Below are 14357 nucleotides of genomic sequence, written 5' to 3'. Positions count from 1 at the left end.
CTGCAGGGGGGACCCTGTGGGAGAGTAGGACGCCGCCGAACAATCATTCCGGGAGACCCCCGTGCCACTGGCACGGGGGTCTTCTGCGTTCACGGGCAATTCGGAGCGGGTTTATTCCGGTGAGCGCGTCGGCGCCGGGTACTACGGTGGCCCCATGAGCTACCTGATCAGGTCCGTGCGTGCCGACGAGTGGCCGGCCGTGAAGGAGCTGCGGCTCCTGGCGTTGCAAGACCCGGTCGCGCACCTCGCCTTCCTGGAGACGTACGAGCAAGGGCTGGCGAGGTCCGACTCCTTCTGGCGGGAGCGGACGGCGGGAGGGGCCGAAGGGGCCGAGCAGGCGCAGCAGATCGTCGCCGAAGGGCCGGACGGGGAATGGGTGGGGACGCTCACCGTGCTCGTCGAGGAGGCCGGGACCAAGGACTGGGCGGGCTTTCCGGTCGGACAGCGGCAGGGGCACGTCGTCGGGGTGTTCGTGCGGCCCGAGTACCGCGGGATCGGACTGACCGAGGTGCTCTTCGACGCCGGGCTGGAATGGGCGTGGTCACGCGGGCTGGAGCGTGTGCGGCTCATCGTGCACGAGGACAACGGCCGGGCCCGGACCTTCTACCACAGGGCCGGCTTCGTGCCGAGCGGGGTCGTCGTGCCGCTGGCCGGGGACTCCGGCGGCCGCGAGCTGGAGTACGTCCTCGAGCGGACGTAGGGGTCACACCGGCAGTTCGTGGTGGGGCCAGCGCGCTCGGGCCTGCTCGGGGGAGCGGAGCAGGGCCAGGGTGGGAAGACCGAGGCCTGCGCCCTCGGCCAGGAGGTCGGGGAGCTGGGCGAGCGGAGCCACGGCCGCCACGTCGTCCAGGACCAGGGTCAGTGGTGGGTCGAGCCGACCGGAGGATGACCGTTCGGCCACGCGCCGGCCGCGCTCGACCACGCTGGAGACGAGGGCCGTGAGGAAGGGCATCGCGCCGGGGCGGGTCCTCGGGTCCTCGATGGATTCACCGACCACGTAAAGCGTTCCCCCTTCGTGGACGAAGGAATCCAGGGCGAGGGTGTCGGTTCGGTGGGGAGTGCAGGCCTCGCGGATGTTCACCGTGGAGAGGGCGGACAGGGCACGGGTCGTCAGTTCCTGTGCGATGTCCCGCCGTTCGGGATGGGCCGTGAGGGCGGCTTCCAGCTCGCCCGCGGCACCGGCCGCGGCCTTCGGACTGGTGCGCAGGGTGCGGACCGCTTCCTGGAGCCCGGTGCCCTGGGACCAGCGGTGCACGTGGCGGACGGTGCGGCCGTCGATGGCGGCGGCGTGCAGGTAGCTGCGCAGCAGGGTCTCGGCGGTCTCGGCGACGGCCTGGTCCAGGCGGGAGGTGGGCCGGACGGGCGTGAGGAGGGCACTCGCGCGGGCTGCCGCCGTCGCCCTGTCCTCGCAGCCGGCCAGGGGCGACCAGTGCAGACGGGCCGGGGTGTCGCAGAGGTGGACGGGGTCGTAGAGAAGGACCGGGCCGAGCTTGGCCCGGGCGTCCTTGGTGTCCTGCCAGAGCGCGGAGTGCGAGGTGACGACCAGGACGGCGCCCTCGGCGTCGCGTACGGCCCGGGACGCGCCGGCGTGGCGGATGCCGGGCGCGGCGTAGAGGACGGTGGCGGCCGTGGCCTCCGGGGGGAACGACGCCTCCCGGCCGGTCACCGGTTCGGCCCCGGCGACGGGAAGGGCCTCCGTGGCCCGCGGCGCGGGTTCCGTCCGGGGGGTGGGCACCTCGTGCTGGGCCGGGCGGGCCACCGGCTCCGGTGCCGGGGCCGGAACCGGCAGGGGCACCTCGTGGCCGGGCCGCGCACCGCGACCGGCCCGTACGGCCCGCCACCTCGCCACCGTGCCCAGCGTGAACACCGTGAGGACCAGAAGGATCATCACCTGGCCGATGAACAGGCCCCAGAACAGGCCGTACCCGGAGAGGGCCGATGGGTCGGCGGCCGGCCAGGCGCCGGCGACGTCGTGCGGCCGGCCGACGAGGTGGCGCATGGCCAGAGGGGTGCGGGGGAAGGTGACGCCGGCCGGCCAGGAGCCGTGGGCGAAGAGGGCCGCGAGGCCCGTCGCCGTCCACACCAGCAGTGTCATGCCGAGCAGGAACGCGAGCAGCCCGACCAGCAGGCCGTCGGGGACGCCTCCCTGGCCCCGCCCCCGGTCCTGGCCGTGGTGGTCGCCCGCTCTCATCGCGCCGCCTCCCGCGCCTACGCCACCGTCGACTCGGACGAGCCGTCCAAGTCGGGCAGGTGCTGTTCCACGAAGGCCGCCGCCCGCCGCTCCTGTTCCAGCTCCGCGGCGCGCAGCGCGTCGTCCTCGGCGAGGTCGGCCGACGACTGGGTCATCGCGCGGTCGGTGAAGACCAGCGGGCGTTCCGTCTCGGTGATCAGGTGTTTGACGACCTGGACGTTGCCGTTGACGTCCCACACCGCGATGCCCGGGGTGAGGGTGGGGATGATCTCCACCGCCCACCGGGGCAGGCCGAGCACGCGCCCCGTCGCCCTCGCCTCGTCGGCCTTCTGGGCGTAGATCGTCCGTGTGGAGGCCATTTTGAGGATGGCGGCGGCTTCCTTCGCCGCCGCTCCGTCGACCACGTCGGACAGGTGGTGGACGACCGCGACGAAGGACAGGCCGAGGCGGCGGCCGAACTTCAGCAGCCGCTGGAACAGCTGGGCCACGAAGGGGCTGTTGATGATGTGCCAGGCCTCCTCGACCAGGAAGATGCGCTTCTTCCGGTCGGGGCGGATCCAGGTGTGCTCCAGCCAGACGCCGACGATCGCCATGAGGATCGGCATGGCGATGGAGTTGCGGTCGATGTGGGACAGGTCGAAGACGATGAGCGGGGCGTCCAGGTCGATGCCGACCGTCGTCGGGCCGTCGAACATGCCGCGCAGGTCACCGTCGACGAGGCGGTCCAGGACCAGCGCCACGTCCAGGCCCCACGCCCGTACGTCCTCTATGGCGACGTTCATCGCCTCGGCCGACTCCGGTTCGGGGTGCCGTAGCTGCTCGACGATGTCGGTGAGCACCGGCTGGCGTTCGACGATCGTCTCGTTGACGTAGGCGTGGGCGACCTTGAGGGCGAAGCCGGAGCGTTCGTCCAGGCCGTGGCCCATCGCGACCTCGACGATGGTGCGCAGCAGCGCCAGCTGGCCCGTCGTCGTGATCGAGGGGTCCAGCGGGTTGAGGCGGATGCCGTGGTCCAGGGCGGCCGTCGGGTCCAGGCGGATGGGAGTTATGCCGAGCGCCTGCGCGATGAGGTTCCATTCACCGACGCCGTCCTCGCCCTGGGCGTCCAGGACGCACACCTGGCGGTCCCGGAAGCGCAGCTGGCGCAGGACGTACGTCTTCTCCAGGGCCGACTTGCCGTTGCCGGACTCCCCGAGGACCAGCCAGTGCGGGGCCGGGAGCTGCTGGCCGTACAGCTGGAAGGGGTCGTAGATGTAGCCCTTGCCCGAGTAGACCTCGCGGCCGATGATCACGCCCGAGTCGCCGAGGCCGGGGGCGGCGGTCGGCAGGTAGACCGCCTGGGCCTGGCCGGTGGAGGTGCGTACGGGCAGGCGGGTGGTCTCGACCTTGCCGAAGAGGAAGGACGTGAAGGCGTCGGTGAGGACGGACATCGGGTCCCGCATGTAAAGCCCTACCTTCGGATGCCGGTGGCGAACGGGAGGGTGTTCACGAACGCGCGGTGGTGCTCGCGGTCGCACCACTCCAGCTTGAGGTACGACTTGCCCGCGGACGCCCTGATCGTCCGCTTGTCGCGGGCCAATGCCTCCGGGTTGCGGGAGGAGACGGTGATGTAGCCGACGAGGTTGACGCCGGCCGCGCCGCTCGCCAGGTCCTCGCCGCGCTGGTCGATGCGGGAGTGGGCGGCCACGTCACGCGGGTCCACGGTGCGGTTCATCTTCGCCGCCCGGCTCGCCTCCGCCTCGTCGTTCGTCTTCTCGGTCAGCATGCGCTCGATGGCGACCTCGGTGGGTTCGAGGTCCATCGTCACGGCGACCGTCCGGATGACGTCCGGGGTGTGGACGAGGAGCGGGGCCAGGAAGTTGACGCCGACGGGCGTCATCGGCCACTCCTTCACCCAGGCCGTGGCGTGGCACCAGGGGGCCCGGGTGGAGGACTCGCGGGTCTTGGCCTTGAGGTAGGTCGGCTCCATGGCGTCCAGCTCGGCCGGCCAGGCGTTGCGCCGGGTCATCGCCTGGATGTGGTCGATCGGGTGGTCCGGGTCGTACATGGAGTGGACGAGCGACGACAGCCGGCCCTGGCCGAGGGGCTGGCGGACCCGGATGTCGGCCTCCTGGAGGCGGGAGCAGATGTCGGTCAGCTCGCGGGCCATGACGACGGCGAGACCGGCGTCGCGGTCCAGCTTGCGGCCGTTCTGCGGGCGGGCGGCACGGGCCATGGCGTTGGCCTCGGCGGCCAGTTCGCGCGTGTAGTGCATGCACGCGACCAGGTAGGCGCGGTGCTGCTCGCTGCTCGTCGACACCATCGACTGGAGCTGGTCGTACGACGACTGCAGCCACGGCGGGGACGTGTCGTCGCCGCGCTGGGAGACGTCCTTGGCATGGGCGTCTGGGTCGGCCGGGAGGGTGCGGGCGAGCATCTGGATGCGGGTGACGAAGCCGTCGCCGTTGGCCACGTGCTTGAGGAGGGTGCCGAAGCGGTCGACGAGGGCTTCCTGGTCCTCGCTGTCGCGCAGGCCGACGCCGGGTCCCTCGATCTCGATGGCCGCGGTCACCGTACGGCGGTCGGCGTGCAGCAGGACGGCGATCTCGTCGGGGCCGAAGGGGGCGGCGAGCCAGCTGATCCGGCCGATGCCGGGCGGCGGGCCGATCTCGATCTCCTGGCCGTCGATCCGGGTGCCCGCCTCCATGGCGGCCGAGCGGTAGACCGTGCCGCGGCGCAGGGTGCGCTTGTAACTGCGGTTGATCTCGAACCACTTGTAGAACGTGCGGTGCTTGTACGGCATGTAGACCGCGGCGATCGCGATCATCGGGAAGCCGGCGAGCAGCACGATCCGCAGGGTCAGGACGGGGACGAGGAGCCCGCACATCATGCCGAGGAACGCGCCGACGACGATGAGCGCGATCTCTCCGGACTCGCGGTTGCGGCCGACGATCGCGTTCGGCCGGGCGCGGCCGATCAGATATGTACGGCGGGGCGTGACCGCGTGGGACACGTGGGAATCAGTCGTCAACGCCCTTCACCTCCCGTGCTGTTGGTACTGCTGTTGCGGGTGTTGCCGGCGTGCGGGGTGTTCATCGGGCTGCCGGTGCGGGGCGCGGGTGCGGCGGAGGGGACGGATCCGCCGCCTGCGTTCGCGGGGCGTGAGCTGTGCGCGGCCATGCCGCCGGAGGTCTGGTCGGCCGGGCGCCGGCCACCGGAGGAACCGCCGGCGTTGCTGTCGGCGCGGGTGCTGTGGGTCTTGATGCCCTGGGCGACGAGGGTGGCGGGGGAGCTGATGACGGCCGCGGCCTTGCTCTCCGCGCCCTGCATCATGCGGTTGTTGCGCGAGCCCGCGATCTCGTCGCCGAAGCCGGGCACGAAGCGGTAGATCATCGCGCTGGCGAAGATGGCCAGCAGGATGATGGACAGGCCGGAGACGACCGCGCCGAAGGCGCCCGGGCCGTCGTCGGCGGAGAGCGCGCCGGCCAGGCCGAGGACGATCACGATGACCGGCTTGACCAGGATGACGGCGATCATGATGCCGGCCCAGCGGCGGACGTGGCCCCAGAGGTTCTTGTCGACGAGGCCGGCGTAGACGACCGTGCCGAGCAGGGCGCCGACGTAGAGCAGGGCGGCCCGCAGGACCAGCTCCAGCCACAGGACGCCGGCGGCGAGGATGGACACCAGGGAGACCACGATCAGCATGATCGGGCCGCCGCCGATGTCCTCGCCCTTCTCCAGGGCGGCGGAGAAGGTGCCGAAGAACGTGTCGGTCTGGTTGCCGGTGGTCTTCGCCAGGACCTCGCTGATGCCGTCGGTGGCCGAGACGACCGTGTAGAGGATCAGCGGCGTGAAGGCGGAGGCGAGGACGGTGAGCCACAGGAAGCCGACGGCCTCGCCGATCGCGGTGGTGAGGGGGACGCCCCGGACGGCCCGCTTGGCGACGGCCAGCAGCCACAGCAGGAGGGTCAGGACGGTCGACGCGGCGAAGACGACGGCGTACTGCTGGAGGAACCGGGCGTTGGTGAAGTCGACGTTCGCGGTCTCCTGCACGGCGACGCTGAGCTTGTCGACGGTCCAGGCGGCGGCCTCGGCACAGCCCTTGGCCAGCGAGGAGAGGGGGTCGGCCGTCTCGGAGACGCTGGGGGTGGTGCCGGAGCGGTTGTTGCCCTTCTCGCAGTACTTCTTGGCCTCGCCGGAGATGAGGCTGCAGTCGAGGCTGCCCGAAGGGGAGGGCGAGGCCGAGGACGACGGCGAGGGCGACGGGCTGGGCGTGGGTACGGCGAAGGCGCGGGTGGCCAGCAGTACGGCCGACGTCTGGACGGCCGCGACGACTCCGGTGAGCCGGAGCACGCGGTGCGGGTTACCGGGCATACGTGAACCCTCCGTACTCCTCGATGGCCTTGCTGATCTCGTCGGAGGCGGCGGCCTTGTCGTCACCCGGGACCGGGGCGGGGCCACCCTTCTGTTCGTCGGCGGCGACCTTCCAGTCGCCCTCGACCCACTGGAGGTCGAAGGTCCAGGTCTTCCACGACGAGGTGACGGGGTCGGTCGAGCGCTCCCCGGACATGCCGATCAGACCGAGGTACCAGACGGCGACCTTCGCGGCGGTGTCGGTGTACGCCTGGACGGTGGTGCCCACCGGGACGACGCGCGAGACGAAGGTGTTGCCCGCCGGTGCGCTGCCGTTGGCGTCCAGACCCAGCTTGGCCAGGAAGTCCGCCGAGTAGGCCTGGTCCATCGGGGCCTGGAGCCCGGCCGCCGCGGCGGCGGTGTAGACGGTGCCGACGAGCGCGTGCCGGCTCTCCTTCTGGAACATGCCGGTCGAACCCAGCGCGACGGCGTAGTTGGCGGCGGCCGACTGGGCACCCTGCTGGGTTCGGGCGAAGCCCGACGGGATGCCGCCGGTTCTCGTCTCCACCGGCTTCGTCCCGCTCGCCGCCGTCGACGAGGTTCTCGGCTTGTCGCCGTTGCCCTCGCCCGTGGCCGCGGTGGATGGGGAATCGTCTCCTCCGCGGTTCGCGAAGGCGATCGCGGCGATCAGGAGGACGACGACGCCGACCACCATGACCAGGCTGCGCGAGGACGAGCGGGCGGGACGGCGGGCGCCGCCGTAGGGGTCGGCCTCGGGCAGGCGCACACGGGTGCCCGAGGGCTCGCCGTAGTCGTGTTCGTCTCCGGGACTCATGCCGTGTACGCCCCCTCGCTGCCGTACCGGAACACGTAGGAGTACGACGTTAGCCGTGCTGGTTCCCGCGCGGGCGCGGTGTGGTGACTCGACATCAGGGAGACGCAACCTCAGCCGGTGGGCACGACGGACGGGTGGGGTGGAGGGGGCCGGGAGTGCCCGGAGCGGACGGTCGGTGGGCGACGCCCGCTACACGGCCATGCCGTACACGATCGTGAACAGGGTGCCGAGGGACCCGATGATGAACACGCCCGTCAGCCCGGCGATGATGAGGCCCTTGCCCTGTTCCGCGCTGAAGGTGTCGCGCAGGGCCGTCGCGCCGATGCGCTGTTTGGCGGCGCCCCAGATCGCGATCCCGAGGCAGAGGAGGATGGCGACCGCCATCACCACCTCGATCATCACCTTGGCCTCGTTGCCCAGGCTGCCGAAGGGGCCCCAGTCCGGAGCGATCCCGCCGATGATGGTGTTGATGTCGCCCTTGTCGGCCGCAAAGAGCATGTAAGTCACCGCCCCTGGTGGGTAGTTCCGAGAGGCCCCTGCGGTGTGCAGAGGTCAGGCCTCATTGTCGCCGACAACGCCGCCTTCGTATGTCGACTTGGCGTCATTGACGGGCGGGATTCGTACGAATGGCACGCACTCGTCACTCTGTGTATCACGGCAGGTCACGCCGGGCAATGAAGTCGGAACGGAACCTGTCGTGCGGTTCCGTCGTTGACCCACTTCACGGCCGTGCGCCGTTTCTGACGGCTGGTCGGGTGAGCTTCCGTTTTCGATGGTCTCATGACCGAGGGCGAACGGGAGGCGCGGTCGCGGCTCGTCCTTCGCGCTCTCCCCGGCGGCGTTTCAGGGCAGCGGCCGGACGGCGGTCCCGGCTTCGCCGTCCGCGTCCGCCGGCCCATCCGCTCCGCTCGCGCCGTCCACCCGGTCCACGCCTTCCGCTTCGCCCACGCCCTCCACGAAGTGGTCGAACTCTCCCGCCCGTACGCCCAGGACGAACGCGTCCCACTTGCGCCGGTTCGTGGTCACCACGTTGTCCGGGTCGCTGGTCTCGCGGAGGTGGACGGGGGCCTCTCCGCCGTCACCCTCGCCGAAGGCGATCTCGATCCAGGGGCCGGGGCCGGTCGCCCCCGGCGGGGCGGCGCGGACCCACGTCAGGTCGGGGGGGATGTCGGTCACGGGGGATTCCTTCCGCACGGGCCTCGGCGACACGAGGACGATAGCGGGGCCCGCGCGGGGCGAGGGTCCGGGCGGGGCGGCGCCCCACCGGGCGGCGGTCCGGCCGGCGGGAGGAAGCCTCGGTTGTACGGGATTCCGCGGGGGAAGCTCATACACTGACGCGGGCGGAAACCCGTACGGGTGAGGGGCGGTTGACGGTGCGTAAGGCGTGGATCCTGGCGGGTGCCGCGACTGCGGCAGGGCTCGGCTTCGTGATGCTGCTCGTCATCGGCGTGTACGTCATCGCCGGGAACGTCGCCGGAGGCGTGGGCGGCAGGAGCGTCGGGCTGGCCAAGGGGGCCGTGCCGGCCGCCTACCAGGCGCTCGTGCAGAAGTGGGGCAACCTCTGCTCCGCCATCGACCCGGCACTGCTCGCCGCCCAGCTCTACCAGGAGAGCGGATTCAACCCGAACGCCAAGAGTCCCGCGGCGGCCCAGGGCATAGCGCAGTTCATCCCCGGCACCTGGGCCACGCACGGCATCGACGGCGACGGGGACGGGGACCGTGACGTGTGGGACCCGAATGACGCGATTCCGTCGGCCGCGACGTACGACTGCGAACTCGCCTCGTACGTCGAGAAGGTGCCGGGCAACCCCACCCACAACATGCTCGCGTCCTACAACGCGGGGGCCTACGCGGTCATCAGGTACGGGGGTGTGCCGCCGTACCGGGAGACCCGGAACTACGTGAAGACGATCACCACGCTGGCGAAGAGCTTCGCCGCGCCGGTCACCCGGGTCGATCCGTCGGAGCAGGCCGCCGGGGCGATCTACTTCGCGCAGAAGAAGCTCGGGACGCCGTATCTGTGGGGTGGCAACGGCACGCCTGAGCAGGGCGGACGGTTCGACTGCTCGGGGCTGACCAAGGCGGCGTACGAGAGCGTCGGGATCACCCTGCCGCGCGTGGCCAACGACCAGTACAACGCGGGGCCGCATCCCTCGCGGGACGAGCTGCTGCCGGGTGACCTGGTGTTCTTCTCGACCGATCCGAACAACTCCCGGGCCATCGACCACGTCGGCATCTACGTCGGCGGCGGGTACATGATCGACGCGCCCCGCACGGGGGCGGTCATCCGGTTCGACCCGATCGACACCCGCAAGTACTTCGGTGCCACGCGGGTCACCGAGGATGGCGCGAAAGCGCTCCCCACACGGGTCTGAACCGGGCGGCGGGCCGTGGCCTGAGCTGCGGCGACGTGTTTCTCTTCGATAACGTCTGCGTGATCATTCAGTGGAGGGCGGAACGTATCGACGGGAGTCGTGCGTTCCTGTTGACGTGGGCGAGCGATGCCTGTCACCGACCGACAGAGCGGCGACGCGGATCCACGACCACGGGGGTGGGTACGAGCGGCGCGCGTGGGCGCGCCCGGCAGCAACGACGAAGGGGCCGCAGCACCATGGCTGGACTCGCCGCATCCGGGTCGAACCCTGACGTCGACCTGCTCTACGACATCAACGGCCTCGCCAAGGAAGCGCCGCACTGGCTGGACCGGATCGTCGAGTTCGTCGGCGAGTACGGGCTGCTCCTGGCGATGGTGCTGCTCGTGGTCTGGTGCTGGTGGACCGTGCGGCGGCGGCCCGTGCCGGCCGAGGAGGCCGCCTCCTCCGTGGCCGCGCTGGTGTGGGTGCCGCTGGCCGCCGCGGTCGCGGTCCTGGTGAACGTGCCGATACGGGGATTCGTGGAGCGGCCCCGGCCCTTCCTCGACCACCAGGGTCTCGAGGTCCTGGTCTCGGGGAAGACCGACTACTCCTTCGTGAGCGACCACGCGACGATCACCATGGCGATGGGGGTCGCGCTCTTCGTCGCCAACCGCAGGTTCGGGCTCGTGGGCATCGGGCTGGGGCTGGTGGAGGGCTTCTGCCGGGTGTACATGGGGGTGCACTACCCGACGGACGTCATCGGCGGGTTCGCGCTCGGTACGGCGGTGGCGCTGCTGCTGTCGCCGGTGGCCTCGATGCTGCTCACCCCCGTGCTGAAGGCGGTCGAGGGGACCGCATGGCTGGGGTGGGTCGTGCGGGCGCGCTCCGTGCGGGGCACGGGGAAGGACGCCGTGGTGCCGGGGAACCGGGTCGAGGCGACCTCCGCCGAGGAGCGGGACCTGGCCGCGTAGGCGGTCGCGCGGTCGCGGGCCGGGGGCTTCCCGGCCCTGAGCCGTGGGATGCCGGCCGTGGGCCGCCGCCCGGCGGTGGCGGGTGACCGCGGGCCGGACCGGGCCCGTCACAGCGACTGCGCGTACGTGAAGAAGCCGGTCGGGTCGTACCGGCGCTTCACCTGGGTGAGGTGCGGGAGCGCCGGGCCGTAGTACGCCTTCTTCCAGGCCGGCAGGGTGGGGTCCGCGTAGTTCTGGTAGGCGGCGCCCGAGGCGTGCGGGGCCATGGCGCGGTGGGCCGTGGCGAGCCAGGACCGGGCCGTCGTGCCCGTCGTGCCTGTGCGCCACGCCACCAGGTACTGGGCCAGCATCCGGGAGCGGCGGTGGACGAACGCCGTGGCCGTGGGGGAGACCCGGTTGACCGCGCCGCCCAGGGCGGTGAGCGCGATGCTGCCCGAGCCGCCCCGGACGGTTCCCAGCTGCCGGAGCAGGGCCTGGACGCCCGCCGGCGAGAGGGAGCGGTCGAAGAAGTCGGAGCGGGCCGCGTAGGTCTCGCGGCCCAGGGCGCCCCGCGGGGAGCGGCCGGGGGTCGGACCGGGCAGACGGCACTGGGCGTCGGTGGCGAAGGATGAGCATCCGGCGTAGATCTCCATGGCCTCCTCGTAGGAGCGGCGGCGCAGCGACACGCTCGTCGCGGAGGCGCCCACGCGGGCCGCCAGGCGGTCGACGGCGTTCTGCAGCTGGCCGTGGGTGCCGATGCAGAAGGCGGACACGGAGACCCTCGGGGTGCCGCCGGGCGTGCTCGCCAGGTGGAGGGCGGACCAGATCTCGTCCGGCTGGGACGGGCCCCACTCCTGCCAGGCCCGCACCACCGCCGCGGCCCTCGGCCAGGGCCAGGAGAGGTGGCCGGTCACCGCCTGGGGTGCCGGGTGGGTGGTGAAGCGGAGTTCGGTGACGACGCCGAAGTTGCCGTTGCCGGCTCCGCGCAGCGCCCAGAACAGGTCCTCGTGGTGCGTGGCGTCCGCCGTGAGCTGCCTGCCGTCCGCCGTGACGATCGTCGCCCCGGTGAGGCTGTCGCAGGTGAGGCCGTACGCGCGGGAGACGACGCCGTGGCCGCCGCCCAGGACCAGGCCGGAGACGCCGACCGTCGGGCAGGAACCGGCCGGGATCGTCACGCCCCTGGCGGCGAGCGCGCGGTAGACGTCGATCAGTTTGGCGCCGGCGCCGACGACGGCCGAACCGCCGCTCGCGCGGACCCGGTTCAGCCGGGAGACGTCGAGGATCAGCCGGCCGTCGCCCGAGGACCAGCCGCCGTAGGAGTGGCCGCCGTTGCGGATGGCGACCCTGGTGCCGTGGGCGCGGGCGTACGCCAGGGCGGTACGGATGTCGTCGGGGTGGGCGACGTAGGCGACCGCGGCCGGCCGGAGGGTGTCGAAGCGGGTGTTGTACAGCTGCCGGGCCGTCGTCCACGAGGCGTCCTGAGGGCGGATCAGGGGGCCGTCGAGGGAACGGCCGAGGGCGGCCCAGTCGGCGGCGGCCGCGGCGCTCGTGGTCCGCAGCGGGATCTTGCCGTCCGCCGTGCCGGGGACGGCCCCGGTCACGGACGCGGCCCCGGTCACGGTCCCGGAAGCGGTCCCGAGGGAGCCGCCGCCCCCGGCGCCCGGCCGGCACGCGGCCGTTGCGGCTACCGCGGTGCCGCCCGCGATGAACGTACGCCGATGCATGTCCGAGCGCCCCCTTGCGTCTTCCGCCTGTTTCATGGAGCCAGACGGGGCCCCGGCCCCGGGGGTTCCCGGGCGAGGGGGGCGCGAGGGGTCAGTCGTGGGTGTGGCCGGCGGCGTCCGCTCTGGCCAGACTTCTCGCCCTGCGCGCCGGGCCGTGCCAGCCGCAGGTGCAGCGGGCCAGGCAGAAGGGGCCGCGTTCGACGGTCGTGGTGGTGTGGGTTTCCCCGTCGCCGGGGGAGGAGACCGAAGGGTCCTGCTGGGTCACGGAGTCAACCGTACCCAGCTCCGGCGGGAAGGACGCCTGCGGCCGGCGTGCGTCCCGGTCGCGCGTGACGGGGGCCGCCCACCCGTCGTTATCGACAACGACGAGAGGCCCGTGACGGACGTACCGGCTGGGGAGACAGGCGATGACGCGGTGGCAGCGGCAGCGGTGGGGCACGGCGGTCGTCGCGGGGCTGGTGGCCGGGGTCTGGGCCGGCGCAGCCGGCTGCGCCGGGTCCGGGAACGCCGTGGCGGACGCCGGGCCCGCCGACCCGGTCGAGACGCTCCGGCGGGCGGCCGACGCGCTGGTGGCGGCGGGCAGTTCGAAGGCCCGGACGTCGATGGAGATGGCCACCGGCGGGACCCGTGTGACGATCCGCGGCGAGGGCGTCTACGACTACCGCCGGCAGCTCGGGCGGCTGAAGGTGGTGCTCCCGCAGGATCCGGCCGGTGGCAGTGAGCACCGGCCCATCGTCGAACTCCTCGCGCCCGGCGCGCTGTTCATGAAGAACCGGGGGGCGGGCGTGCCCGCCGACAAATGGGTGCGGGTGGACACGGCGACGCTGTCCGACGGAAACCTGGTGACCGGCGGCGCGACCGACCCGTACGCCGCCGCCGAGGTGCTGCGCGGGACGCGCACCGCGACCTATGTCGGCCGGAGCCGGCTGGCGGGGACCGACGTGCGGCACTTCCGCGGCACCGCCGACCTCGCGGTGGCCGCGAAGGGCGCCTCGGCGGGCGGCCGGGACTCGCTGGGCGCGGCGGCGCGGGGGTTCGCCACCGCCCGGGTCCCCTTCGACGCCTACCTCGACGACGAGGGGCGCATCCGCAAGGTCCGGCACCGGTTCACCTTCGTCAACGGGCGGCGGGAGGGGGCCGTCGCGGTCGCCTCGACGACGCTGCTGTACGGCTTCGGGGCGCCCGTCGACGTACGGCTGCCGGCGGCCGCGGACATCTACGCGGGGCGGATCGCGGAGGAGTGAGCCGGGCCGGCGCCGGGGGCGGGCGGCCGGTGGGGGCCGGTGGGGGCCGGATCCGGCCAGGGAACCGGTATGAGGACTAGCCCGTCCGTGCCATGCGCGGCCTGTACGCCGCTCCCTACTCTAGGAAGTCGGTGACGGCAGGGACGAGGTGATGCGCGTGGCTACGGTCGGCGGTACGGCGGTACAGGACCACGTGGCCCTCGCCGAGATCGAACTGTGCGGGGAGCTGATCATCGCGGCCTCCGCCGCCGAGGAGCGGCTGAGCCTGGAGAGCATCGACGAGGTGCTGAGGGTGGCCGAGGAGCGCGAGGCCCGCGCGGGCTGACGCGCGGGCCCCGGCCGGCGGCGGGGGTTCCGGGGCCGGGACCGACCTCAGGTCCGCAGCAGGCGGCCGATGGCCTTCGTGGCCTCCTCGACCTTCGCGTCGATCTCGTCGCCGCCCTTGACGGCCGCGTCGGCGACGCAGTGGCGCAGGTGCTCCTCCAGCAGCTGCAGCGCGAAGGACTGCAGGGCCTTGGTGGAGGCGGACACCTGGGTGAGTATGTCGATGCAGTAGGTGTCCTCCTCGACCATGCGCTGGAGGCCCCGGATCTGTCCCTCGACGCGGCGCAGGCGCTTGAGGTGCTCGTCCTTCTGCTGGTGGTAGCCGTGCACACCGCGGTCGTGGTCGGTCACGGTCTCTTCGGTGGCCGCCCCGGCCTCGGTGGTCGTCATGGTGTCCTCCAGA

General features: G+C 72.3%; 15 protein-coding genes. 5 read left to right on the top strand and 10 right to left on the bottom strand.

The features are described from left to right. Positions 1-154: 154 nt before the first annotated feature. The gene (locus ACZ5FU_RS14800) at positions 155-700 is read left to right on the top strand and encodes a GNAT family N-acetyltransferase (RefSeq protein WP_468646823.1); all 546 of its coding nucleotides are present in this window, start codon (positions 155-157) and stop codon (positions 698-700) included. Between the two features lie 3 nt (positions 701-703). Here ACZ5FU_RS14800 and ACZ5FU_RS14795 read toward each other — a convergent pair whose 3' ends face one another. The 7 genes from ACZ5FU_RS14795 to ACZ5FU_RS14765 form a co-directional block, all read right to left on the bottom strand. Then, the gene (locus tag ACZ5FU_RS14795) at positions 704-2191 is read right to left on the bottom strand and encodes a type IV secretory system conjugative DNA transfer family protein (protein ID WP_451530732.1); all 1488 of its coding nucleotides are present in this window, start codon (positions 2189-2191) and stop codon (positions 704-706) included. A gap of 17 nt (positions 2192-2208) precedes the next feature. Further along, entirely contained in the window at positions 2209-3633 is a 1425-nt protein-coding gene (locus tag ACZ5FU_RS14790; RefSeq protein WP_451530733.1) for an ATP-binding protein, read from the bottom strand. Between the two features lie 8 nt (positions 3634-3641). Then, positions 3642-5201 (bottom strand): SCO6880 family protein, encoded by a 1560-nt coding sequence (locus ACZ5FU_RS14785; protein ID WP_451530734.1) that lies wholly within the window; start codon positions 5199-5201, stop codon positions 3642-3644. Next, the gene (locus ACZ5FU_RS14780) at positions 5198-6544 is read right to left on the bottom strand and encodes a hypothetical protein (RefSeq protein ID WP_468646820.1); all 1347 of its coding nucleotides are present in this window, start codon (positions 6542-6544) and stop codon (positions 5198-5200) included. Before ACZ5FU_RS14780 ends, ACZ5FU_RS14785 begins: the two co-directional genes overlap by 4 nt. Beyond that, complete coding sequence (locus ACZ5FU_RS14775; protein WP_451530736.1) at positions 6534-7358, bottom strand: DUF8175 domain-containg protein; 825 nt, start codon at positions 7356-7358, stop codon at positions 6534-6536. Before ACZ5FU_RS14775 ends, ACZ5FU_RS14780 begins: the two co-directional genes overlap by 11 nt. A 189-nt stretch (positions 7359-7547) precedes the next feature. Further along, positions 7548-7856: a hypothetical protein gene (locus ACZ5FU_RS14770; RefSeq protein ID WP_003991275.1), complete on the bottom strand. Its 309-nt coding sequence runs from the start codon at positions 7854-7856 to the stop codon at positions 7548-7550. Between the two features lie 345 nt (positions 7857-8201). Further along, positions 8202-8534, bottom strand: coding sequence for a DUF397 domain-containing protein (locus tag ACZ5FU_RS14765; protein WP_468838666.1), 333 nt, complete (start codon positions 8532-8534; stop codon positions 8202-8204). A 191-nt stretch (positions 8535-8725) separates the two neighbouring features. Between ACZ5FU_RS14765 and ACZ5FU_RS14760 the strand changes: the two genes are divergently transcribed. Together ACZ5FU_RS14760 and ACZ5FU_RS14755 are read left to right on the top strand one after the other, a co-directional pair. Further along, positions 8726-9733 carry a C40 family peptidase gene (locus ACZ5FU_RS14760; RefSeq protein ID WP_451530738.1) on the top strand — a complete coding sequence of 336 codons (1008 nt, stop codon included), beginning with the start codon at positions 8726-8728 and terminating at the stop codon, positions 9731-9733. 236 nt (positions 9734-9969) lie between these two features. Beyond that, positions 9970-10683: a phosphatase PAP2 family protein gene (locus tag ACZ5FU_RS14755; RefSeq protein ID WP_451530739.1), complete on the top strand. Its 714-nt coding sequence runs from the start codon at positions 9970-9972 to the stop codon at positions 10681-10683. Positions 10684-10790: 107 nt separating this feature from the next. On the opposite strand, the gene ACZ5FU_RS14750 is transcribed toward ACZ5FU_RS14755, so the two are convergent. Then, on the bottom strand, positions 10791-12386 hold the full coding sequence (locus ACZ5FU_RS14750) for an FAD-binding oxidoreductase (protein WP_468646815.1): 1596 nt from the start codon (positions 12384-12386) through the stop codon (positions 10791-10793). A gap of 91 nt (positions 12387-12477) precedes the next feature. Continuing rightward, complete coding sequence (locus tag ACZ5FU_RS14745; RefSeq protein WP_451530741.1) at positions 12478-12651, bottom strand: hypothetical protein; 174 nt, start codon at positions 12649-12651, stop codon at positions 12478-12480. Between the two features lie 142 nt (positions 12652-12793). Here ACZ5FU_RS14745 and ACZ5FU_RS14740 point away from each other — a divergent pair, with 142 nt between their 5' ends. Both ACZ5FU_RS14740 and ACZ5FU_RS14735 read left to right on the top strand, forming a co-directional pair. Further along, complete coding sequence (locus tag ACZ5FU_RS14740; protein ID WP_451530742.1) at positions 12794-13630, top strand: SCO4651 family lipoprotein; 837 nt, start codon at positions 12794-12796, stop codon at positions 13628-13630. Between the two features lie 157 nt (positions 13631-13787). Next, positions 13788-13955: a hypothetical protein gene (locus ACZ5FU_RS14735; protein ID WP_451530763.1), complete on the top strand. Its 168-nt coding sequence runs from the start codon at positions 13788-13790 to the stop codon at positions 13953-13955. Between the two features lie 47 nt (positions 13956-14002). Here the strand turns inward: ACZ5FU_RS14735 and ACZ5FU_RS14730 are convergent, their stop codons facing one another. Further along, the gene (locus ACZ5FU_RS14730) at positions 14003-14344 is read right to left on the bottom strand and encodes a metal-sensitive transcriptional regulator (protein ID WP_451530743.1); all 342 of its coding nucleotides are present in this window, start codon (positions 14342-14344) and stop codon (positions 14003-14005) included. Positions 14345-14357: the final 13 nt, after the last annotated feature.

This window comes from Streptomyces sp. NPDC031554 (assembly GCF_055580685.1).
Note: the sequence above shows the minus strand (reverse complement) of the source record. Positions and strands in the feature narration are given on the sequence as shown.